Origin of the sequence: Streptomyces sp. NPDC050147, assembly GCF_040660195.1 — a bacterium.
Lineage (GTDB): Bacteria > Actinomycetota > Actinomycetes > Streptomycetales > Streptomycetaceae > Streptomyces.
On the sequence record NZ_JBFALJ010000038.1, the window covers coordinates 18890 to 41654 of the forward strand.

21 protein-coding genes are annotated in these 22765 nt (G+C 70.0%); 14 read left to right on the forward strand and 7 right to left on the reverse strand.

Annotated features, from left to right (window positions below; genetic code table 11):
* The first annotated feature begins 51 nt into the window (after positions 1–51).
* Both AB0I94_RS38795 and AB0I94_RS38800 read left to right on the forward strand, forming a co-directional pair.
* Positions 52–1317, forward strand: coding sequence for a sensor histidine kinase (locus AB0I94_RS38795; protein ID WP_363314512.1), 1266 nt, complete (start codon positions 52–54; stop codon positions 1315–1317).
* On the forward strand, positions 1310–1939 hold the full coding sequence (locus AB0I94_RS38800; protein ID WP_363314513.1) for a response regulator transcription factor: 630 nt from the start codon (positions 1310–1312) through the stop codon (positions 1937–1939). The genes AB0I94_RS38795 and AB0I94_RS38800 overlap by 8 nt, the downstream gene beginning before the upstream one ends.
* Positions 1940–1942: 3 nt before the next feature.
* Here AB0I94_RS38800 and AB0I94_RS38805 read toward each other — a convergent pair whose 3' ends face one another.
* From AB0I94_RS38805 to glgX, 3 genes are all read right to left on the reverse strand, one after another.
* Positions 1943–3313 carry a carbohydrate-binding protein gene (locus AB0I94_RS38805; RefSeq protein ID WP_363314514.1) on the reverse strand — a complete coding sequence of 457 codons (1371 nt, stop codon included), beginning with the start codon at positions 3311–3313 and terminating at the stop codon, positions 1943–1945.
* A 225-nt stretch (positions 3314–3538) separates the two neighbouring features.
* Positions 3539–4492 (reverse strand): LysR family transcriptional regulator, encoded by a 954-nt coding sequence (locus tag AB0I94_RS38810; RefSeq protein WP_363314515.1) that lies wholly within the window; start codon positions 4490–4492, stop codon positions 3539–3541.
* A gap of 81 nt (positions 4493–4573) precedes the next feature.
* On the reverse strand, positions 4574–6904 hold the full coding sequence (gene glgX / locus AB0I94_RS38815) for a glycogen debranching protein GlgX (protein WP_363314516.1): 2331 nt from the start codon (positions 6902–6904) through the stop codon (positions 4574–4576).
* Positions 6905–7068: 164 nt separating this feature from the next.
* On the opposite strand from glgX, the gene AB0I94_RS38820 reads away from it, so the two are divergent.
* The 6 genes from AB0I94_RS38820 (at position 7069) to AB0I94_RS38845 (ending at position 13787) form a co-directional block, all read left to right on the forward strand.
* Positions 7069–8322, forward strand: coding sequence for an Ig-like domain-containing protein (locus AB0I94_RS38820; RefSeq protein WP_363314517.1), 1254 nt, complete (start codon positions 7069–7071; stop codon positions 8320–8322).
* A 158-nt stretch (positions 8323–8480) separates the two neighbouring features.
* Positions 8481–9725 carry an Ig-like domain-containing protein gene (locus AB0I94_RS38825; RefSeq protein WP_363314518.1) on the forward strand — a complete coding sequence of 415 codons (1245 nt, stop codon included), beginning with the start codon at positions 8481–8483 and terminating at the stop codon, positions 9723–9725.
* Positions 9726–9792: 67 nt separating this feature from the next.
* The gene (locus AB0I94_RS38830) at positions 9793–10563 is read left to right on the forward strand and encodes an enoyl-CoA hydratase-related protein (RefSeq protein ID WP_363314519.1); all 771 of its coding nucleotides are present in this window, start codon (positions 9793–9795) and stop codon (positions 10561–10563) included.
* A 274-nt stretch (positions 10564–10837) separates the two neighbouring features.
* A complete protein-coding gene (locus AB0I94_RS38835) occupies positions 10838–11341 on the forward strand; it encodes an ATP-binding protein (RefSeq protein ID WP_363314520.1) in 504 nt (167 codons plus the stop codon).
* 611 nt (positions 11342–11952) lie between these two features.
* On the forward strand, positions 11953–13146 hold the full coding sequence (locus AB0I94_RS38840; RefSeq protein WP_363314521.1) for a PQQ-binding-like beta-propeller repeat protein: 1194 nt from the start codon (positions 11953–11955) through the stop codon (positions 13144–13146).
* Positions 13147–13235: 89 nt separating this feature from the next.
* Positions 13236–13787: a glycoside hydrolase family 25 protein gene (locus tag AB0I94_RS38845; protein ID WP_363314522.1), complete on the forward strand. Its 552-nt coding sequence runs from the start codon at positions 13236–13238 to the stop codon at positions 13785–13787.
* 27 nt (positions 13788–13814) lie between these two features.
* Here AB0I94_RS38845 and AB0I94_RS38850 read toward each other — a convergent pair whose 3' ends face one another.
* Complete coding sequence (locus AB0I94_RS38850) at positions 13815–14474, reverse strand: NAD(P)-binding domain-containing protein (protein ID WP_363314523.1); 660 nt, start codon at positions 14472–14474, stop codon at positions 13815–13817.
* A gap of 279 nt (positions 14475–14753) precedes the next feature.
* On the opposite strand from AB0I94_RS38850, the gene AB0I94_RS38855 reads away from it, so the two are divergent.
* Positions 14754–15398, forward strand: a complete 645-nt coding sequence (locus AB0I94_RS38855; RefSeq protein ID WP_363314548.1) for an RNA polymerase sigma factor — start codon at positions 14754–14756, stop codon at positions 15396–15398.
* On the forward strand, positions 15395–16513 hold the full coding sequence (locus AB0I94_RS38860; protein WP_363314524.1) for a CU044_5270 family protein: 1119 nt from the start codon (positions 15395–15397) through the stop codon (positions 16511–16513). The genes AB0I94_RS38855 and AB0I94_RS38860 overlap by 4 nt, the downstream gene beginning before the upstream one ends.
* On the opposite strand, the gene AB0I94_RS38865 is transcribed toward AB0I94_RS38860, so the two are convergent.
* Positions 16471–16950 (reverse strand): ABA4-like family protein, encoded by a 480-nt coding sequence (locus AB0I94_RS38865; RefSeq protein ID WP_363314525.1) that lies wholly within the window; start codon positions 16948–16950, stop codon positions 16471–16473. The two genes, AB0I94_RS38860 and AB0I94_RS38865, sit on opposite strands and share 43 nt — an antisense overlap.
* Positions 16947–17930 (reverse strand): hypothetical protein, encoded by a 984-nt coding sequence (locus AB0I94_RS38870; protein WP_363314526.1) that lies wholly within the window; start codon positions 17928–17930, stop codon positions 16947–16949. Before AB0I94_RS38870 ends, AB0I94_RS38865 begins: the two co-directional genes overlap by 4 nt.
* A gap of 156 nt (positions 17931–18086) precedes the next feature.
* On the opposite strand from AB0I94_RS38870, the gene AB0I94_RS38875 reads away from it, so the two are divergent.
* On the forward strand, positions 18087–18740 hold the full coding sequence (locus AB0I94_RS38875) for a MerR family transcriptional regulator (RefSeq protein ID WP_363314527.1): 654 nt from the start codon (positions 18087–18089) through the stop codon (positions 18738–18740).
* A gap of 40 nt (positions 18741–18780) precedes the next feature.
* Here AB0I94_RS38875 and AB0I94_RS38880 read toward each other — a convergent pair whose 3' ends face one another.
* The gene (locus tag AB0I94_RS38880; protein WP_363314528.1) at positions 18781–20130 is read right to left on the reverse strand and encodes a hypothetical protein; all 1350 of its coding nucleotides are present in this window, start codon (positions 20128–20130) and stop codon (positions 18781–18783) included.
* Between the two features lie 150 nt (positions 20131–20280).
* On the opposite strand from AB0I94_RS38880, the gene AB0I94_RS38885 reads away from it, so the two are divergent.
* The 3 genes from AB0I94_RS38885 to AB0I94_RS38895 all read left to right on the forward strand — a co-directional run bounded on the left by AB0I94_RS38885 (position 20281) and on the right by AB0I94_RS38895 (position 22765).
* Positions 20281–20658, forward strand: coding sequence for a hypothetical protein (locus tag AB0I94_RS38885; RefSeq protein WP_363314529.1), 378 nt, complete (start codon positions 20281–20283; stop codon positions 20656–20658).
* A 258-nt stretch (positions 20659–20916) separates the two neighbouring features.
* Positions 20917–21099, forward strand: coding sequence for a hypothetical protein (locus tag AB0I94_RS38890; protein ID WP_363314530.1), 183 nt, complete (start codon positions 20917–20919; stop codon positions 21097–21099).
* A gap of 82 nt (positions 21100–21181) precedes the next feature.
* Positions 21182–22765, forward strand: coding sequence for an asparagine synthase (locus AB0I94_RS38895; RefSeq protein WP_363314531.1), 1584 nt, complete (start codon positions 21182–21184; stop codon positions 22763–22765).

Here is a 22765-nt window from a genome sequence, read left to right on the forward strand (position 1 = left end):
GGTGGGCAGGAGACGGTGGGCGTGACGTGGTACGTCGAGGACACTGGGCCGGTGAGCACGAGCACGGCGGACGCCACGAGGACGATCGAACAGCGGTGGGGCTTGTTCCACCGCTGGGGCCCCTACGCCCTGTTGGGCTTCGGACTGGTCATGGCCCTCGGCACGAGCGTCGTCGTCGGTATGAGCCGGGGCGACTGGTACGTGGCCGGGGCCCTGGTCGGGGCGGGGATCGCGCTCCAGCTGGGGTGGGGCACACTGACGCCGTCTCACCCCGGGCCCTCTCCCGCGGGCGTCGCCTACTACGCCGTGCGCTGGGCGATCGCCTTCGTCCTGACCTGGATCAACCCCTTCTTCGCCTTCTACGCCGTCGTCGGCTACTTCGACTCCGAGCGTTTGCTTCCCGCGCGCCTGGTGAAGCCCGGCCTGTTCCTCACCGCCGTCACCATGTCGGGCTCCCAGTCCGGCGGCCTTCCGCCGGACGAAGAGCTCGGCTGGGGCGTCTTCGGCGGGCTGCTCGCGGTGAACGTCGCGCTGCTCGGCGTCTTCTCCCACCTCGCCACGCAGGAGGACCAGCGGGCCCGCGACGCCGCCGCCACCATCGTCGAACTGGAACGCACCAACACCGCCCTCCAGCAGGCCATGGACGAGAACGCCGCCCTGCACGCCCAACTCCTCGTCCAGGCGCGGGAGGCGGGCGTCGCCGACGAGCGGCGCCGGCTCGCCGCGGAGATCCACGACACCATCGCGCAGGGCCTGACCGGCATCATCGCCCAGCTCCAGGTCGTCGCGACCGCCGCCGACGAGACCCTGGCTCGCGCACACCTGGGCCGCGCGGCGGACCTGGCCCGGCACAGCCTCGGCGAGGCCCGCCGCTCCGTCCACAACCTCTCCCCGACGGCCCTGGAGCACGACGCGCTCCCCGAGGCGCTGAAGAAGACGGTCGCACAGTGGTCCGAACGCGCCGGTGTCCGAGCCGAGTTCACGGTCACCGGCACCGCCGAGCCGTTGCACGAAGAGATCGAGGCGACGCTCCTGCGCATCGTCCAGGAAGCCCTGTCCAACGCCTCCCGGCACGCGGCGGCCACCCGCCTCGGCGTCACCCTCTCCTACATGGAGGGCGAGGTCACCCTCGACGTACGCGACGACGGCCGCGGCTTCGACCCGCTGACGCCGGTCCGGCGCAGCGGCTCCGGCGGGTTCGGCCTCGACGGCATGCGGGTGCGCGCCGAACGCATCGCGGGCTCGTTCACCGTCGAATCGGAGCCGGGACACGGGACCGCCCTCTCGGCTCGCGTACCGTTGGTCCGCCATGGCTGACCTGATCACTCTGCTCATCGTCGACGACCATCCCGTCGTACGGGACGGTCTGCGCGGCATGTTCCGCTCGGACCCCTGCTTCGAGGTGCTCGGAGAGGCGGCCGACGGCGTCGAGGCCGTCACCCTGGCGGAGCGCCTCGACCCGGACGTCGTCCTGATGGACCTGCGCATGCCCGGCGGCAACGGCGTCGACGCGATCGCCGAGCTGGGCCGGCGCGGCTCCCGTGCCCGGGTCCTTGTCCTCACCACGTACGACACGGACTCGGACACCCTGCCCGCGATCGAGGCGGGCGCGACGGGCTACCTCCTCAAGGACGCGCCCCGGGACGAACTGTTCACCGCGGTCCGCGCGGCGGCCCAGGGCCGCACGGTCCTCTCGCCCGCCGTCGCCTCGCGGCTCGTCTCGCGCGTGCGTGCCCCCGGCAACGAACCGCTGAGCACCCGCGAACGGGAAGTGCTCGCGCTCGTCGCCAAGGGCACGTCGAACCGTGCGATCGCCGTGGAACTCTTCATCAGCGAGGCCACGGTCAAGACGCATCTCACCCACATCTACGGCAAGTTGGGCGTCAAGGACCGGGCGGCGGCGGTGGCCACCGCGTACGGCAGGGGAATCCTCGGCTGAGTGCTACGCCCGCTGCCACAGAGCCGGGGTGTTGGGCGGCTCCCACCCAAACTGGGCCTGATGCCCTTGCAGGCACCGATAGGTGGCCCCGCCGTAGGTGACCGAGTCACCCGCGGCGTAGACCTTGCCCGCGGCCCACGTGCCGCCCGGGTCGGGGTCACCGGGGCCGGGGTCGCCACCTCCCGTGGTCTTCAGCGTCAAGCCGAACTGCTGGAGCAGCGGATTGATCGGCTGGTGGTAAGTCGTCCCGCCGCTGCGGCAGTTGCCCGAGCCGCCCGAAGTGACACCCTGCGCCTGGCTGCCGGATATGTAGGAGCCGCCCGAGTCGCCGGGCTCCGCGCAGACCGTCGTGCGCGTCACGCCGCTGATGGTGCCCTCGGGGTAGGTGACACTGGTGTTGTGCTGCTGGATCGTGCCGCAGTGCCACCCCGTAGTGGAGCCGGAACGGCAGATCGACGCACCCACCGGGGACTGCGTGGAGCCCCCGACGCCGACCCGTTGCCCGCCCTGGCCCTTCACGTACGGGGTGGCGGTCCACTGGGAGTTGGTGGCGACCCAGGCCATGTCCCTGCCGGGGAAGATGGACGCCTGGAACGTGCCCTGTGCCACCTGGTTGTAGCCGGTGGTCGCGGTCCCGGCCCGCCCGCAGTGGCCCGCCGTGGCGAAGCCCTGCTGGGTGCCCTTGGTGATCGGGAAGCCGATGGAGCAGCGACCGCCCATGTAGTACGGGTCTCCGCCCACGAGGTCGTACAGCGGGCGCGGCCGGTCCTTGGCCCTCTCGACGCGTACGAGGGAGGAGTCGACCCCCGCGGCGGAGACGAGGGCCTTCGCGGCGGCGGGCCGCACCGCGCGCACGACGACGGCGTTGGAGCGCACGTCGACGTACCAGACGGGAGCGTCGCGCGTCGCCGTCTTCGAGGCGGCGCGGTCCAGGCGGTCCTTGGCGGCGTCCAGTTGGCCGATGGAGTGCGCTGCGACCTCGGCCCGCGCTCCGCGTGCCTCGATCGCGCGGACGTCGGAGGCGTCGGTGGTGGCCACGGTGAGCCGTGCCGAGGTGGCGCCGTGCACCCAGGCTCCCGCGAAGTCACGGCCGAGGGCGTTCCGCAGGGCTCCCGCGACGGCGCCGGCTTCGGCCTCGTTGACCAGACGGGCCTCGGCCTGCGCCGACGTGAGGCCGAGGTCGCGCTGCATGGCCTTCAGCACCTCGGGCGATGTGCTGTCGACGGCGGCGGTCTCGGCGGGGGAGGGCACAGAGGACGCTGCGGGATCGGCCTGCGCGTTGGCGGTACCGGGCAGTCCGGCGAAGACCAGGGCACCGGCCGCGGCGACCGCGGCACACGCGGCGGCGGCGCGTCTGGGTGGGATGGGGAGCATGGGGGCTTCTCCTCGGTTGCGAGGGGCGAGCGGATCGCCCACACCGTAGAAGCCTCAACTGCCTGCCGAAAGCTGTCAGCCGACCCCCTCCCCGGGCGTTATGGAAGGGACGAAGGGAAGGCCGGGGAAACGACGACGAGCACACCGCGAGCCACACCGTACGGCTCTCACCGGGGGCGTCGGCTTGTGTGTGCAGGGGTCTCCGGGGGGGGCGGTGGGTTCGGGTCAGGCGTGGTCCCGCGAGGGTGCCGCGAGCCATGCTGTGTAGCTTTCGCTGCGGGCGGCGGCCTCGGCGTGGGCCGCGCGGGCCTCGGCGTAGACCGTGGGGGCCGTGGCGTCGGCGCCCGTCCCCGGGTGCCAGCCGAGGAGGTGGCGCCAGTACAGCGGTGCTCCGGTGAGCGGTCGGGTCACCAGGCCCGGCGTCGGCGGGAACGTGGCCCGGCACAGCCCCACCGCCCGTCCGACCTGGACCAGATGGACGCAGGACGCCACGTCCGTCTCGTACACGGATGAGGGCGTGAAGCCCGCGCGGGCGCACGCCGCCGTGAAGCAGTCCGCGAAGCAGCCGTCGCCCGGCACGTCCGTCCACGCCTCGCCGGCGAGCCGGGCCAGGTCGATCTCCCGGCGGACGGCCAGCGGGTGATCCGTGGGCAGCATGACGAACACCGGGTCGCGGGCCACCTCACGCCACACCAGGAGCTCGTTCTCCGGCGGAGCACTCGCCCCGCACGTTCCCACCAGCGCGAAGTCGAGGCGCCCGTCGGCCGTGCGGGAGGCGATCTCCCGCTCCGACCAGGAGGTGTGGGTCGTCACCGGCACCCCCGGATGCGCGGCGGCGAGCCGGTCCACCAGGGCGCCGAGCAGCGGCCCGTGTGTCGCGCCGAGCCGGAACCCGGCCCCGCCCTCCCAGGCCCTGCCGAACCGCAGCGCCTCCTCCCGCAACCCGCTGACCGCGGGCAGCACCACCCGGGCGCGGGCCAGCACGAACTCGCCGAGCGCGGTGGCCCGCACGCCGTGCCGTCCCCGCTCGAAGAGCTCCCCGCCCAAGGCGCGCTCGATCCGCTTCAGCTGCGCGCTCAGGGCGGGCTGCGCCAGCCCGAGCACGGTGGCGGCCTTGGTCAGGCTGCCCGCGTCGGCGATCGCCCGGATCGTCCTGAGGTGCCGCAGCTCCAGGTCCATGCGCCGAGCTTGACCCGTGCGGGGGAGCGCGGCAATGGGCAGGTACGGACCAATGCGGGCGCCGTCAGCCAGGCGACACCGTCAGCCTCCCGGGTCCGTCACTCCCTCCCGCACCCGCAACAGCAGCACCGACCGCCCGGTCACCGTGACCGTCGCATCGGCGCGCAGAACCCTGCCGGGCGCCGCGCCCTGCTCCTCCAGGGACGTGTCCACCACCACCTCGTACTCCCGTGCCCACGGCGCCCCCGGCAGCACGAAACTCCCCGCACGGTCCGCCGCGTGCAGGATCACCAGGAAACTGTCGTCGACGACCGGCACGCCACGGGCGTCACGCCCGGGTATGTCGCGGCCGGACAGATACATGCCGAGCGTCGCAGCAGGCGCGTACCAGTCGCCCTCCGTCATCTCCGTCCCGCGCGCGGTGAACCACGCCAGGTCCCGCAGCCCGTCCGCCGAATGCGCACGCCCGGAGAAGAAGGCCCGCCGCCGCAGCACGGGATGCCGGTGCCGCAGCACTATCAGACGGGACGTCAGGTCGAAGAGCGCGGCCCACCCCGGCTCGTCGAGCAGCCCCCAGTCCACCCAGCTGACCTCGTTGTCCTGGCAGTACGCGTTGTTGCTCCCCCCTTGCGTACGCCCCATCTCGTCCCCGGCGACGAGCATCGGCACCCCCGTGGAGAGCAACAGCGTCGTCAGGAGATTGCGCAGCTGGCGCCGCCGCAGCTCCGCCACCCGCTCGTCCGCCGTCTCACCCTCGACGCCACAGTTCCAGGACCGGTTGTCGTCCGAACCGTCCCTGTTGCCCTCCCCGTTCGCCTCGTTGTGCTTCCGCTCGTACGACACCAGATCCCGCAGCGTGAACCCGTCGTGCGCCGTCACGAAGTTCACCGACGCGTACGGACGCCGCCCTCCCCACGCGTAGAGGTCGCTGGACCCCGAGAGCCGGTATCCCAGGTCCCGGACATCGGGCAGCGCACCGCGCCAGAAGTCCCGCACCGCACCGCGGTAGCGGTCGTTCCACTCCGTCCACAGGGGAGGGAAGGCCCCCACCTGGTAGCCGCCGGAGCCCACGTCCCACGGCTCGGCGATCAGCTTCACCCGCCGGAGCACCGGGTCCTGCGCGATCACCGCGAGGAAGGGGGACAGCATGTCGACGTCGTGGAACGAACGCGCGAGCGCCGCCGCCAGGTCGAAGCGGAAACCGTCCACCCCCATCTCGGTCACCCAGTAACGCAAGGAGTCCGTGATCAGCCGCAGCACGTGCGGCTGCACCACCTGGAGCGTGTTCCCACAGCCCGTGTAGTCCGCGTACCGCCGCGCGTCGGACGGCTGCAGCCGGTAGTAGCCGCGGTTGTCGATGCCCTTGAGCGAGAACATCGGGCCCAGCTCGCCCGCCTCGGCCGTGTGGTTGTAGACCACGTCCAGGATCACCTCGATCCCGGCCTCGTGCAGCGCCCGCACCATCCGCCTGAACTCGCCGACCTGCTCGCCCCTCGTCCCCGACGCCGCGTACGCCGCGTGCGGTGCGAAGTAGCCGATCGAGTTGTAGCCCCAGTAGTTGCCCAGGCCTCTTTGCAGGAGATGGTCCTCGTGGGCGAACTGGTGCACCGGCAGCAGCTCCACCGCCGTCACCCCGAGCCGCAGCAGATGGCCGATCGCCGCCGGATGAGCGAGCCCCGCGTACGTACCCCGCAGTTCCTCCGGAACCCCCGGGTGCAGCTTGGTGAAGCCGCGGACGTGGACCTCGTAGATGACCGAGTCCGCCCACGGCGTCTTCGGGCGCCGGTCGTCCGCCCACTCGTCGTCCGGGGCGTCGTCGTGCACGACCACACCCTTGGGGACGTACGGAGCCGAGTCCCGGTCGTCCCGCACCGTGTCGGCCACCTGCTGCTGGGGCCAGTCCCGCACGTGCCCGTACACCTCGGGCGGCAGGCCGTGCGTCGCGAAGTCGCCGTCCACCGCGCGCGCGTACGGGTCGAGGAGCAGCTTCGCCGGGTTCCAGCGCGCGCCCGTCCAGGGGTCCCAGCGGCCGTGCACGCGGTAGCCGTAGCGCTGGCCCGGACGGACGCCCGGCACGAAGCCGTGCCATATCTCGTGCGTCAGTTCGGTCAGCGATGTGCGGGCCTCGACGCCCCGGTCGTCGAAGAGGCAGAGCTCGACGGCCTCCGCGCCCCCCGCCCAGAGCGCGAAATTGGTGCCGGCGACCCCGTCGGGCCCCACTCTGAACCGCGCGCCGAGCGGCGTCGGCGCCCCCGGCCACACGGGCAGCCCGCGCTCCGGGGGAACACCGCGCGGCAAAGCGCGCACCTCCGTCGGCGTCCCGTTCACGGCGGGGGCCTTCCCGTTCACGGCGGCCGCGCCCGTCCCGCGCCGCCCACCCCGGAGTGCTTCCTGTTCGGCTGCGCTGGACACCCATTCGCCTCCTGCGGCTCGACCCCTGCCGCGTCCCGGCGGCGGCGTACCCGACCGGACGGCACCCGCGGACCCGAGGGTCGGCGCCGTCCTCCTCACTGTTCTGCCCAGCGTGTGCGTCGCACTCACGTTTCCCCAGGAGGGGGACGGTCGTTGGGACGGACGTGAGACAGGTAGCGAGGCGCGCACGGCGCGCAGGGGCCGCGCTGGCCGCCGTAGTGACATGGGCAGGACTGCTCGCCGGTGCCGCGGGATGCAGCGGTGACGGTGATGGCGTCGACAGACTGATGGGCAAGCCGCGGTCGCCCGCCGACGCGATCCGGGTGACACCCGACGACGGCAGCAAGGGAGTCGAGGGAGACCAGCCGCTCCGGGTCGAGGTCCCCGACGGGCGCCTCGAATCGGTGCGGGTCGTCCGGGTGCAGGACGCCCGGGAGCAGGCCGTGCCCGGCCGCATCGACGAGGACGGCATGACCTGGAGGCCGCTGGACGAGGGCGGACTCGCGATGGCCGCGAAGTACTCGGTGGACGCCGTCGCCCTCGACGGCCACGGCCGCCGCTCGGCCCGGCACACGACGTTCACGACGGCCGTCCCCGACGAGCGGTTCATCGCCTACGTCTCGCCGGAGAACCGTTCCACCGTCGGCACCGGCATGATCGTCTCCCTGGAGTTCAACCAGGAGATCGAGAACCTTCCGGCCGTCCAGCGCGCCATCAGCGTCACCGCGGAGCCCGCCGTCGACGTACGGCCCCACTGGTTCGGCCGGACCCGCGTGGACTTCCGCCCCGAGAAGTACTGGAAGCCCGGCACGAAGGTCACCGTCGGCCTTCGGCTGCGCGACGTCGAGGCCGCCCCCGGCGTCTACGGCCTCCAGGACAAGAGCATCTCGTTCACCGTCGGCCGCAGCCAGACCTCCCTGGTTGACGCCGCCGAGCACACCATGGAAGTACGCCGCGACGGCGAGGTCCTGTCGACCATCCCGATCACCGCGGGCGCCCCCAAGACCACGACGTACAACGGAAAGATGGTGGTCACGGAGATGCTGGAGGTGACCCGGATGAACAGCCGCACCGTCGGCTTCGGCGGCGAGTACAACATCCCCGACGTCCCGCACGCGATCCGCCTGACGACGTCCGGCACCTTCCTGCACGGCAACTACTGGGCACCGGACGCCCCCGGCAACACGAATGTCAGCCACGGCTGTGTGGGCTTGCGCGATGTGAAGGGCGGCAGCTCACAGACCCCGGCGGGGTGGTTCTTCGACCGCACGCTGATCGGCGATGTGGTGGAAGTCGTCAACAGCGATGACAAGAAAGTCGCTCCTGACAACGGCCTCGGTGGCTGGAACATGGAGTGGAAGGACTGGACTGCGCCGCCCGGATCGAAGCCGAAGGCCGAGCCCACGGACCGGCGCTGAGGCTGGGCCCGCACCACGTGCGCAGTTGGGACGGAACAGTGACATTGGCGGGGAGTCATCGGTCAGGACCGTGTGGTTATCTAGCGCAGGCGCGTGTCTGTGCGCGCTGAGGCACAGGGGTGCCGGCCTGACCAGGGCCGTGCGAGGGGAGACACATCTTGAACGGGCGACCGATATCGGGGACGTCGGTTGGTGCGCGGGGGCGTGCACGACGACGGGGGACCAAGGGCCTCTTTGCGGTGGCATCGGGTGTGACGCTGCTGTTGGTCACGGCGTGTGGCGGGGGAGGCGGCTCGGACTCGGGCGGCGAGGGCAAGGGCGAGGCGGCCGACAAGAACGCGCCGTCGACGGCGGTGGTGACCATAGCCCCGAAGGACGGCGCCGACTCGGTGGCCACCAGCGGCGCACTGAAGATAGCCGCCGACAAGGGCAAGCTGTCCGAGGTCAAGGTCGAGGACAGCAAGGGCAATCCGGTCCCGGGCAAGATCACCTCGGGCGGCGCCACCTGGACGCCGGCGCATCACCTGGCCGCCTCCACGAAGTACAAGGTCCACGCGATAGCCAAGGACTCCGAGGGACGTGAGTCCGCCAAGGACACGTCGTTCACGACGCTGACCCCGAAGAACACCTTCATCGGGCAGTTCACGCCGGAGGACGGCTCGAAGGTCGGCGTCGGAATGCCGTTCTCGGTCCACTTCACGCGCGGCATCACCGAACCGGAGGCCGTCGAGAAGGCCATCGAGATCAAGACGGAACCGGCCGTACAGGTCGAGCCGCACTGGTTCGGCAACGACCGCATCGACTTCCGCCCCGAGAAGTACTGGAAGGCGGGCACGAAGGTCACCGTCAAGCTCAACCTCGACGGTGTCGAGGGCAGGCCCGGCGTCTACGGCGAGCAGGCCAAGACCCTGAAGTTCACCATCGGCCGCAGCCAGGTCTCCACCGTCGACGCCAAGTCCCACCAGATGAAGGTCGTCCGGGACGGCAAGCAGATCAAGAAGATCCCGATCACCGCGGGCGCCCCCGGCACGACGACGTACAACGGCCAGATGGTCATCAGCGAGAAGCTCAAGGTCACGCGCATGAACGGCGAGACCGTCGGCTTCGGCGGCGAGTACGACATCAAGGACGTCCCGCACGCCATGCGCCTGTCCACCTCGGGCACGTTCATCCACGGCAACTACTGGTCGGGCGGCGCCTTCGGCAACACGAACGCCAGTCACGGCTGCATAGGCCTGAGCGACGTGCGCGGCGGCTACAGCAAGAAGACGCCCGCCGGATGGTTCTTCGACAACTCCCTCATCGGGGACCTCGTGGTCGTGAAGAACTCCGCGGACAAGACGATCCAGCCCGAGAACGGCTACAACGGCTGGAACATGTCCTGGGAGAAGTGGAAGGCCTGACAGCCCGGCCGGGATCACACCCCGGCCGCATGTCCCCGTCATGCGAGGCACGGCTAACGTGCCTCGCATGACATCTGTGCATCTCGAAGTCGCCGAAGGCGTCGGCACGATCCGCCTCGACCGCCCCCCGATGAACGCGCTCGACATCGCCCTGCAGGACCGGCTCAAAGAGCTGGCCGAAGAGGCGACCCGGCGCGACGACGTACGCGCCGTGATCATCTACGGCGGCGAGAAGGTGTTCGCGGCGGGCGCGGACATCAAGGAGATGCAGGTCATGGACCACGCGGCGATGGTCGCGCGGTCCAGGGCCCTGCAGGACTCCTTCACCGCGGTCGCCCGTATCCCCAAGCCCGTCGTCGCCGCCGTCACCGGCTACGCGCTCGGCGGCGGCTGCGAGCTGGCCCTCTGCGCCGACTTCCGCATCGTGGCGGACAACGCCAAGCTCGGCCAGCCGGAGATCCTGCTCGGCCTGATCCCCGGCGCGGGCGGCACCCAGCGCCTGTCCCGTCTCGTCGGCCCGTCCAAGGCCAAGGACCTCATCTTCACCGGCCGCATGGTCAAGGCCGACGAGGCGCTCACCATCGGCCTGGTGGACCGGGTCGTGCCCGCCGCCGAGGTGTACGAGCAGGCGCACCAGTGGGCCGCGCGGCTCGCGCAGGGGCCCGCGCTCGCGCTGCGCGCCGCCAAGGAGTCCGTGGACGCGGGCCTGGAGACGGACATCGACACCGGGCTCGCCATTGAGCGCACCTGGTTCGCGGGTCTGTTCGCCACCGAGGACCGTGAGCGGGGCATGCGCAGCTTCGTCGAGGAGGGCCCCGGCAAGGCGAAGTTCCTCTGAATTGCCGCGTGAGCGCGCTCAGTTGAGGCTACGTCAGCCGGAGTGTCCCCCGAAGGAGCGGATTATGCACGGCTTAAGAGAACCTTAAGCCTGGTCGCTCCGGGGCCCTAGTGATCACCCGTAAGCGGGTAGTCACCGCAGGTCAGAAGGGGTCTGACAAGGTCCACGCTGCCACTGGCATATGCCTACCCGGCCCCCCGGAATGGATGGTTCCGGGGGGCTTATTCCGTCGGAACGGCCCCGGAACGCGCTGTGTGCGGCCATGATGGAGGGCATGGCGGGGCTGGAGGACATCGAACAGCCGCGGCGACACGGGAGTGCGACCGCGGCGCGCTGGTCGCCGGCGGTTGAGGACGAACACGCGCTCAAGGCGCTCGAGTTGTTCGGCAATCCGACGGACGCGGAGGTTCCGCTGCCGTCGCGCCCGGAGTCTGCCGCCATCGCGCGCCGGCTCGCCCAGGTCGTGGTGCTCCGGCACTGGGGGCTCTCCCCGAAGCTGACCGAGGACGCGGTACTCCTCACCTCCGAGCTCGTCGGCAACGCCGTGCGGCACACCGGCGCCCGCGTCTTCGGGCTGCGGATGATGCGGCGGCGCGGCTGGATGAGGATCGAGGTGCGCGACCCCTCGCGCGGACTGCCTTGTCTGATGCCCGTCCAGGAGCTCGACCTCAGTGGCCGCGGCCTCTTCCTGGTCGACAAGCTCTCCGACCGTTGGGGCGTCGATCTGCTGCCGCGCGGCAAGACGACCTGGTTCGAGATGCGGGTCGCCGACCGCTGAGGTGGTCGCTGAGGTGGCCGTGGACGTGACCGCCGAGGTGGCCGTGGACGTGACCACTGGCACGCGAAAGCCCCCGGTCGCCGTTTTCGGCGCTGCGGGGGCCTGCGCGGAGCGCCGCGGACATAGGGGTGTGGTCCACGGACACCAATGACGACCTGAGCCCGGGTCAATGGGGGTCGTGGTTCCGACTATGGCAGACGGGGGCCAGCGATCCAAAAGCACCTATCCGGGCATATGGGTGCAAAACATGTCAGTTCAAAGGTGAATCCTTGGTGAGCTGGGACACCTGCCTGGTAAACGCTGGTTAAGTTCTGGCTGTGGCAGGTGATCCGCAAGAGGCGGCAAGGTGGCCACCGGTCTCCACCGGCCCGACCCGCAGGGCTCGCGCGTGAGCAATAAGCGGCTTCTGGCCTCTTTGCCCATTAAATGGTCGGGTGACCGAGACCGACCGCCGTGGAGCCCTGCGCGGCGCGCCCTGGCCGTGGGCCCGCGGTGAGCACGCCCGCGGCGGCAAGGCCGGCGCCCGCTACGGTCGCCGCGCTCCCCGCCGTCCTGGAAGAACTGGACCGCCGCAACCTGCGCGCCGTCACGACCACGGAGTTGCTGACCTGATGACCCTGCACCTGAACCTCACCCGGCGCACCGGAGCGGTCATCGCCGCCGGTGCGGTCGTCACCGCCGCGCTCGCCGGGTGCGGCGGCGAACCCCGCGAGCACGAAGCCCTCGGCACCAAGGGCATCCAGAAGTCCACCAAACCCCAGCCCAAGGCCGCGGACGTCCTGCCGGGCATGCCGCCCCTCCTCGACCCCAAGGACGTCTACGCGGCCGACCGCCCGAACAAACTCTCCCCGGTGGTCAAGGACTTCCCCTCCCGGGTCTACGTCCCCAACACCAACTCCAACACCGTCTCGGTCATCGACCCCAAGACGTACGAAGTGATCGACACGATCGACGTCGGGGTCCAGCCCCAGCACGTCGTTCCCTCCTGGGACATGAAGACGCTCTGGGTCAACAACAACCGCGGCCACACGCTCACCCCCATCGACCCCAAGACCGGCAAGGCGGGCAAGCCGGTCGACGTCCACGACCCGTACAACCTCTACTTCACGCCCAACGGCAAGCACGCGATCGTGATGGCCTCGATGGACCGTGAGCTCGTCTTCCGCGACCCGCACACCATGAAGAAGGTCAAGACCGAACCGGTGAGCTGCTACGGCGTCAACCACGCCGACTTCTCGGCCGACGGACGCTACTTCATCGTCTCCTGTGAGTTCTCGGGTGAACTCCTCAAGGTCGACACGGAGAAGATGAAGGTCATCGGCCAGCAGAAGCTGCCCTTCAAGGGCGCCATGCCGCAGGACGTGAAGATCTCGCCCGACGGCAAGACCTTCTACGTCGCCGACATGATGGCCAACGGCATGTGGGTCCTGAGCGGCGACAAGTTCGACAAGCCGAAGCTCCTGCCGACCGGCAAGGGCACCCACGGCCTGTACGTCAGCCGGGACTCGCGCGAGATGTACGTGTCCAACCGTGGCGAGGGCACCGTCTCCGTCTTCGACTTCCCCAAGAACAAGCTCACCAAGAAATGGAAACTTCCCCAGGGTGGCAGCCCCGACATGGGCGGGGTGTCGGCGGACGGCAACACCCTCTGGCTCTCCGGGCGTTACGACTCCGAGGTGTACGCGATCGACACCCGCACCGGAGTCCAGACCGCCCGCATCCCGGTGGGCGGCGGCCCGCACGGCCTCGCGGTGTACCCGCAACCCGGCCGCTACTCGCTCGGGCATACCGGGATCTTCCGGTGAGCTGTTCAACGGTTGACCATAGCGGCCACCGGGCACAAAAAGGGTAGATCCACCTACCCCCCACCCCCCTGCCGCTCAGGAGGTCGCCCGTGCTCAAAGGCATCGACGTCAGTTCGTACCAATCCACCTTCGACACGGACGGCATCTCCTTCGTCATCATAAAATCGACGGAGGGCCGCTCGTACGTGAACCCACGCCTGACGGCCCAGACGAAGCGAGCACGGGACGGCGGCTGCGTGGTGGGCTTCTACCACTTCCTGTGGCCCGGGAACATCACGGCGCAGGCGGAGTACTTCGTCAGCAAGTCCCCTGAGAAAGCAGGGGACTTGCTGGCGGTGGACTGGGAGTGGACGGGGGACCGGACACGCGCGAGCAACGCGGAGAAGGACCGCTTCATCCGCGAGGTGAAGCGGCTACGGCCGAACCACCGGACGATCTTGTACTGCAACCGCGACTTCTGGCTCAACTACGACACCACGTCCTACGCGGGCGACGGCCTCTGGATCGCCGACTACGTCACGGCGGGCAAGCCCCGCATCAAGGCGAAGTGGCGGATCCACCAGTACACGTCGACGCCGCTGGACAAGAATGTGGCGGACTTCGCGAGCAAGCAGGCGATGCGGGACTGGGCCACGCCGTAGGTCCCGCACGCGGCCCGCGGTGTTCGGTCAGGCGCGCCAGTCCGGTGTGCGCTCCTGTGAGGCCGAGTCCAGTGCCTTGCGGACCGCGTCCGCGTCCGCCGCGAGGCCGTAGACGGGAGTGCCTGGCTGCTGGCGCCACGACTCGTCCTGGCCGCCCGTGTCGACGGTGTCGAAGCCCATCTCGTCGAGCAGGTCGCGTACGACCTTCTTGGCCGCCTCGTCGTCGCCGGACACCGGAAGGGCGACGCGGCCGGGTGCGCCCTTGGGCTGCGGCTTGTCGAGGATGTCCTGGGCGTACGTGCCGTTGAAGGCCTTGATGACCGGGTGGCCGATCTGGCGCTCGGTCCAGCGGCTCTCGGTCAGGCCCTCCTCGATCTCGGCGATCTTCCCGTCACGCTGCTGCGGGTAGTAGTTGCCGGTGTCGATGACGGCGACGTTCTCCGCCGCGCCGTCGAGGAAGCCGGCCGGCAGGTTCGGTACGGCCTTCAGGGGGATGGTCACGACGACGACCTGGGCGCCGCGCGCGGCTTCCTCGACCGTCACCGGCGTCGCGCCGGTCTCTTCGGCGAGTGCGCTGAGGGTGTGCGGGCCACGGGAGTTCGCGACGGACACGTCGTGGCCGATTGCCGTGAGGCGACGGGTGAGGTTGCCGCCGATGTTGCCCGCGCCGATGATGCCGATCTTCATGACTGACCCTTCCGGGGTTGTTGGCCGGTGTCGTAGCGGAGCCAACCTCCGGAACGGGGGAAGTATTCCGGCCGGGGATGGGGTGGTCGGGCTCGCCAGAATTTCACCCCGCCCACCGGAATCACGGGAGGCCGCGCGATAGTGCGTACGTGTGGGTGTTGGTGCGAGCGTCGGTGCGGTGGCGCTCTGAGGCCTGTGTGACGCAGGGCACAGGAACTCGTCCCCGGGCGCGGAGAGGTACGTGGTGTGAGGCGTACTGAAGTGGGAGACGGAGACGGCATCCATGCGCGGATCCGGGCGGGGGAGCGGGAGGCGTTCGGTGAGTTGTACGAGGCGTACGCGCGGACGGTCTACAACCACGCCCTCCGGCTGACCGGCGACTGGTCGACCGCCGAGGAGGTCATGTCCGAGACCTTCCTCGCGGCCTGGCGTACCCGCGACCGGCTTGAGCCGGACGGCGGTTCGCTCAAGCCGTGGCTGCTCGGCATCGCGACGCACAAGGCGCAGAACGCCAACCGCGGTCTGAGGCGTCGGCTCGCTTTTCTTTCGCGTCAGCCCCCGCCGCCCGAAGTGGCGGACTTCGCGGAGGAGTCGGCGGGGCGGATGGACGACGCGCGGCGGCTCGCGGCGGTGCACGGCGCGCTGCGCAGGCTGCGTCGCCCGGAGCGCGAGGTGCTCGTGCTGTGCGTGTGGTCCGGCCTTGACTACGCGCAGGCCGCGGAGGCGCTCGGGGTTCCGGTCGGCACGGTGCGGTCGCGGCTCTCGCGGGCGCGTGCGCGGCTGCGGCGGCTCAGCGAGGACGCCGAGATGGACGTGACTGATGTGCCGGAAGTGAAGAACGTGACGGAACCTCTCCGTGGCCGCGGAGAGGTAGAGAGTGAGGCCGCGTTCGCGGCCCTGCCCCTGCGGGAGGAATTCCGATGAGCGCCGCCACCCCGTCCCGGGGAGAGGACGAGGCCGCTGAGCTGGCCCGCCTGCTGCCGGAGTCGGGCGAAGACGAATGGGAACTTCCGCCGGGGCGTCACCTTCACCACAAGGACGTCCTGATGCAGCAGATCGACCGAGACACCGTCACGGGCCGCCAGGAGCCCGCCCCCGCATCTCTCCACCGCAGGCTGCTGCGTCCCGCGGTGCTGATGCCGGCCGCCGCCGCGCTCGCGGTGGCGGGAATCCTTGCCGCCACGCTGACCTCCGGTGACGGCGATGGCGTACGCGACATGGGTACTGGCCGGGGCGCCACCCCTGGCGCGGCCGTCACCCTCGACCGGATCGCCACCGCGTCCCTGAAGTCCGACTCGCAGCGGGTCAAGGACAGTCAGTTCGTCTACGTGCGCAGCCTCGTCCAGGGCAACGAGGGCGAGCTCAACGGCCGGGTGAAGCTCGGCGCCCCGCACAAGCGGCAGGTCTGGTTCTCGCAGAACCCCGCGCCCGTCACGGACATCGGCATGATCCGGGAGAGCGGGAAGGGGGCGTCGATGCCCGGCCAGGACCTGCCCATCGAGGCGTCCGCGGTGGACGGTTCCGATGACTCCGGTGCCATACCGGAGGGGCCCGACCGGCCGACGTACGACTGGCTCGCCTCGCTGCCCACCGATCCCGACGCCCTGCTGAAGAAGCTGTACGCCGAGACGCGGGTGATCGAGGGGCAGGAGACGAAGGCGCAGGCCGTCTTCGACAGGATCGGTGACCTGCTCGCGGAGGCGATCATGCCGCCGGAGAACGCAGCCGCGTTCTACAAGGTCGTCGCGAAGCTCCCCGGGGTGACCGAGGTGCCCGACGCGGTGGACGCGGCGGGCCGCCACGGGATCGGCATCACCCTGGAGGAGTCGTCGTTCGCGACGCGCAGCGAATGGATCTTTGACAAGAAGACCTTCGCCTATCTCGGCTCACGCGGCTACATGACGAAGAACCACAAGCCGGGCGGCAAGCCGGGCAAGGCCGGGAATCCCGAGGTTCTGTACGGCAGCCAAGCGGTCCTGGAGAGGGCTGTCGTCGATCAGCGCGGCATGGAACCCGAATCCGCGAGCGACCGCGGCTGAGAGCGGTTCGCCCGGGCCGCCCGCCCTGTCCGCACCGCCCGCAGCAGCAGGAAGAGCAGCAGCCCGAACGGCGAGAGGAGGATCGTCAGGACCAGGAGTGGCCCCATCACCAGCGGGTGGATGCCGACGCGCCGCGCCTCGTGGTACATCCACTGTCCGATCAGCAGGTCCCAGGCGATGACCTGGGCCCAGATGGCGCCCGCCCCGTTGGCGAGGACGAGCAGTTCGCGGAAGCCGTCGATGTCGGGGCTGCTGACGGCGGCCCAGAGTTCGGGGAGGACGGGCAGCGCCATCGCCACGTAGACGGCGAGGATCGGCAGGACGGTCAGGGGCGAGGCGGCGACGCGGGCGGTCGTCCGCCACCCCGGCGCGAAGATCATGAGCAGCCAGACCGGGGCGGCCAGCCAGAAGGAGAGTTCGAAGAGGAAACCGGTCATGCCGCGAGCTCCTTGTCGTGGTCGCTTTCCTTGTCGCCGGTCTTTTGAACTGCCCTTCCGGGGCGGGCGGTCGGGCCCCGCAGAGCTCCGTACGTGCTGACGGCCGTGGCGCCGAGGATCAGCCCCGCCGCCGTCAGCGTCGCGCCGTCCGGGTGGATGAGCGGCTGGCCGCGCAGTGCCTGCCAGGTGACCAGGGCGAAGGCGGCGGCGTACGCGCCCGAGGCGATGAGCACGAGCCGCAGGCGCACCCGTTCGTCGCCCAGCAGGCCGAAGCGGGGGCGCGCCGCGAGCGCCGTCAGGACCATGAGGAGCAGCAGGAGCAACTGCAGGGCGTGCATGCCGACGAAGTGCGGGATGCGCAGGTCGCCGCCGGTGGTCGACCAGCCGGTCAGCGGCATGGAGGGGCCGCCGTCCGGTACGCCGACGCTGTGGGCGCCGACGATCGGGGAGGTGCCTCGTTCCTGGCCGGGCGCCGGCTGGGTCATCAGGAACCCGACGGCGGCACCGGCGAGCGCGATGACGACTCCGCACCGCATCGTCCAGGCGGACGCACGGTCGGCGATGCGGGCGCGCAGCAGCAGGATCGCGATGAGCAAGGTGCCGAGCCACAGGATGACGACGGTGACGGCCATCGCGTTGAAGAGGGCTTCATCGAACGGGGTCTGATGGTTGAAGTGGCTGCGCTTTCCCCGCACCACCTGCCCGGTGATGAGCAGCATCTCCACGAGGCTCGACACGGCGACGACCGTGCCCGCCCACCAGCCCGCTCTCCGGCCGCGGTCGAGCAGCGACAGCATCCAGGCGAGCGAGAGTCCGTAGGCGATGAACGAGACCGAGAACTTGAAGGGTTTGAACCAGATGCGGGCCCCCGTCAGTACGCGGTCGTCGACGACGAGGCCGACGCCGGAGATGACGGCGAGGATCGCCATGGATGCGGAGAAGACGACGAGTGGCCGGTGCCACGAATGCCATAAGGACATAGAAATTCCCCCTGCGAAATGGATAGTGATGCTGTCCACTAACCGATAGTGCCACTATCTATGCTGGGGGTGCGGGATGGCAAGGGCGCAGCCGGTGGCAGAGTGGCGAGCGGGAGCGCGAAGAGGCGGGAGCGCGAAGAGGAGAGTGGGCAGGCCGTGCGTATTGGCGAGTTGAGCCGCAGGACCGGTGTGCCGGTGCCGACGATCAAGTACTACGTCCGTGAAGGGCTGCTGCCGGCGGGCGAGTTGAGCAGCCCGAACCAGGCGCAGTACGGCGAGGCGCATGAGCGCAGGCTGCGTCTCATCCGCGCTCTGCTCGACGTGGGCGGCCTGAAGGTGGCCGCGATCGCGGAGGTGCTGAGCGCGATCGACGATCCCACGCGCCCGCTGCACAAGGTGCTCGGCGCCGCCGCGGACCGGCTCGGTTCGGCGGGGGAGGCCGACGACGATGCCGAGGCGGTGGCCGCGAGCGCGGCGGTCGAGGAGCTGATCGCGCGCCGCGGCTGGCAGACCCACGAGTCGAACCCCGCCGCGACCGACCTGTCACGGGCGCTCGCCGCCATGGGGCGCGTCGGCCACGGAGCGTTCACGGAACTGCTCGACGAGTACGCCGACGCCGCCGAAATGGTCGCCCGCGCCGACCTCGGCTACGTGGGCCGGCGGGCGGCCGTCGAGGACCTGGTGGAGAGCGTGGTGATCGGCACGGTCCTCGGCGAGGCGGTCTTCAACGCGATGCGGCGGATGGCGCATGTGGATGCGTCGGCGCGGTTGTACGGGGTTGAGGGGGCGGGGCGCGAGGAAAACCGATAGGTGACCCCGTACGCCCCGGTCGCCGGGAGCCCCCGCTCCCTCAGGCTTTAAGGGCGGCGACCTCTTTCGCCCGTTCCGCCAGTTCCTTCACGGTCCGCGCCCCGGCGTGAGCACGCATCTCCCGGCGCATCGTCCCGAAGTGCTCGTCGCCGCGCGCTGAGGAGACAAGCTCGTACTCGTCCAGGAACCGGCCCCAGGAGACACACGCCGCGTCCAGATGCCCGTGGGCGAGCTGCCGCTGGGCCAGCAACGCGTAGGAGTGCACGCGTCCCTGGCGCTCCTGTACGGGCTGCACCTTGATGGAGTCCTGCAATGCCTTGATGCTGCCCGGCAGGTCCCTCTCCTCGTACAGCACGTGCGAGAGGTGGAAGAGCCATGCCGTTCGGTCGTAACCGCCCACGGCGTCCCTGCGGTTGTCGGCCTTCGACAGTGCGGCCTCGGCCTCGCTCAGCCGCGCGTGAGCCTGCCTACGGTCCTTCACCATGGACGCGGCGTGCGCCTGCTGGCCGCGCAGGAACGCCACCAGACGAGGCCCGGCCTGCGGTGCGGCCTCGGCGGCGCTGTCGGCGAACTCCAGCCCCTTGCGGCCGTGGCGAAGGCTCGTCATCTGCAACGACATGCCGCGCAGTGTGCGGCAGTACGTCACATGGTCCCCGGCCTCATCGGCCAGGGAGAGGGCTTTGAGATACCAGCGCTGGGCGGCGGCGTGGTCCTTCTCGTACATCGCCATCCAACCGGTCAGATACGTCAGATCCGAGGCCGCGGCCTTCATGTCAGCCGCGACCGCTCCTGAGGCTTGCGCGTTCATCCAAGGCCCTACCGTGTTCACGAGGAATGCCGCCGCCATCGGCCGGGCGTGACCTGCACCGTCTTCGTCCAGGATGGACGCGATCCTGATGGTCGTGCGCCTCACGGAGGCGACCTGCGAGCCGCCGATTCGCGTGGTGGCCTTGCCCGGTGTGACTGGTTCGCTGGCGTGTGCTGCCGCCGTGCCGAAGGCGGGCACGGCCAGCGCCGCGGTGAAGACGCCGGCTGCGAGCACGCCGCGCCGAGAGGGATCCATGTCCGCCCTTCCCAGGTCGATCAACTCCTCGACAGTGCCGGGGTGTTGAGATCCGTCAGCGGACGTGGCAGGGGTCAGGCCCGCTTCCTCGTGCGTGATGGGCCTGCCGAGTTTCTCCGACAGGGCGGCCACGACGAGAGCCCTGACCTGTTGCTTCGGCTGGTGTCCGCGCAGCCACATGGACACGGACTGTCCGCTGTAGGTCAGTGGCACCCCGGCGAGGGCGCCAATGCGGTTCACAGCGCGGGCGAGTTCTTCTCGCTGACATTGTCCCTGGTCAAGCAGGGTGGCCAGCCTGGTGTTAGGCGTACGCGGTGTGCCTGCCATGCGTGTACTCCCGACAGCTCTGACAGCTCTGACAGCTTTTACGGCGTTTACGTGCGCGTTATTCCTCCACGGTACCCGCGGAGAGTGACCGGGGGTTGGCTGTACGTCAGGAACCAGACGGAACCATCACGTCCAGCCAGGGAGCCTGCGGTGACCCCCATGACCACCCCTCACCCCGACCGTCAGACCAGCGACCCGGTGGACCTGGCCCTTGTCGACGACGCCGTCCATCGAGCCGAGGGACTCGCCGTCGCCGACCCGAGCAGCCGTCTCGCCGACGCCGTGGCCGCCGAGCTGACCACGTACCTGGCCGCGCTGATCACACCCGCCGAGTGCCACCTGGACCGCATGCCGCACCGTAGCCCTGCCCAGCGACGCGCTCGCGACGTTCTCGCCGACAGCATCGGCCACGCCAGATCCGTCCACCACGATCAGCAGACCGGCGCCTTCACGAACCCCACCGCCCGCCTCTACCTCCTCGCCGGGGCGTGCCGCCTTCTGAAGAACGCGATGGTGCCGTCGTGGTGAGCCGCTGGGACGGCTACCGTGCCCGGCGCCCGGTGCGCTCCAGGATGACCGAGGCGGTCATCGCCACGGCGCTGGTGTCACTGGTCGTGATGACCTTCGCCGCGCTCCTCATCCATACCCTCACCGGGCGCCAGCGCCCTTTCCGAACTCCCGTGCCGGGCCTGACCAATCTCCCGGGCTCTCCCTGCGAGGCGGCCCGGCACGGGCCCTGCGGGCAGACCCGCCCGCTCCGGAGCACCACTGACGAATGGAACCGCTGTGAAGCAACGTCTGGAGAGGTCCACCAGCCTGCAAGCCGCCACGCTCGGCGGAATCGAGCTGGGCCCACTGTTCACCGACCGCGCCCAGTTCGAGGTGCCTGACCTGGCAACCCGCTTTGCCTACAAGAAGGAAGCGGGCTCCTCGGACACCAACCACGAGTACGACAGCCTCAAGGTCTGACCCCCGCCCCCTCGGTGCATCAGGCCCGGCCGGGCCAAGACCCCCGCCCGGCCGGGCCCACGCCCCACCTCGTGGAGGACTCGTGCTCAAGCTCCGCATCGAACCCACTCCATCCAGCCGCGAACTCAGCGGCTGGGCGTGGAACAACACCCGCCTTGAACGCGGCTCGTCCTGGGTCGCCCCTCTCGATCACCCGGCCGTGGACGCGCTCGCCCTCACCGACCGCGACACCGGAAAGGCACTCATCCACGTGCGTGAGCGCAACGCCCATCGCGTGGGCGAGGGGCGACGCGCTGTCGTGGAGCTGCCCTCGGCCACCTTCCACAAGCTCCGCGCAGAGCTTCTGGCATGGCCTTTGGACTTCATCGCCATCGACTTTGCCCCCGAGGGAACTGTCAGCGTACGGGCCGGTGAACGTGGCACCGCACCGCTGTACCTGACGGCCAACGCTGGTGTACTGCACGGGTCGTGGACCACCGCAGACCTCGTCAAGCTACTGCCTCGCGTGGACTTCCATGTCGCCGAGACGGCACGACTGCTCAGCCTGTGGTTCCGCTACAGCCCTCACACCTGCTTCACCGGCTTGTACCGGCTGACCGAGCGCGCCGCCGCCCACTACGACGGCCACGGGCCGATCTGCTTCGAGCAGCCTTCCGCGGCGCTGCACTCCAAGGCCCGCACCCTCGCGGAGAGCGCCGATGTACTGACCGCCTACGGCAGCATGCTCGACGCGGTGCTCGACCGGCACCTCTACGACCCGGACACCACCAGCGCGCACGTCTCAGGCGGCCTCGACTCGGCTGTCACCGGCACCCACTTGTCACTGCGACACCCCGAAAGGATCACCGCTTCGGCGATGCTGTTGCCGGGCCGGACGGGGGCCCAACAGCGAGTACGGCGGGCCGAGATGGTCCGCACCGGACGCTTCCGCACAGACATCACGACATGTGCCCTTCCTCCACTGCATCCCGGCGGGCGGCGCGCCCAGGGCGGATATGTCTACCCCTACGAAGAGCCCTATCACGAAGCCACAGCCGCTCTGGTCGAGCAGTTGGCCCGAGTCGGCGTCCGTACGGTGGTAACCGGGATCGGCGGAGACGAGATGGTCGCCCTCACTCCGGAGGAAGCTCCGCACCAGCCTGTCGGGCCAGGGCATGCGATGACCGAATGGCTGGGCCCCGTGGCCCGCGAAGCTCTCATGGACGTGGACGCGGACACCTGCCCACCCGCCGTCGTCAACGAGATGACCTTGCTCGCCATGGCGTCGGCAGCCCCGTTGCTGCTGAGCGCCGGGATCTGGCCCATGCACCCCTTCGCCGATCCAGACATGATCCGTTTCGGCGAATGGCTGCCCCGGACCTGGCGCTCCCGCAAGAATCTGCACCGCCACCGCCTGACTGCCCTGGGCTTTTCCAAACTGGTGGTGGAGCCGCCGCTGCCGGAGAACTTCACCGGTGTCATGAACGCCGCGATCGGCACCACACTGCCCGCACAGGTGCGGCGCCTGCTCGACAGAGGGTCCCCTCTCGTTGACGCCAAGCTCGTAGATGCTGACGCCCTCACACAGGCACTGGCACGCATCGAACGCGGTGACATCCGCGCCACAGACGACCGCCTCGCCGACGTGGTCGCCGCTGACCTCGCCTACCGCGCCGCTCACCACTGA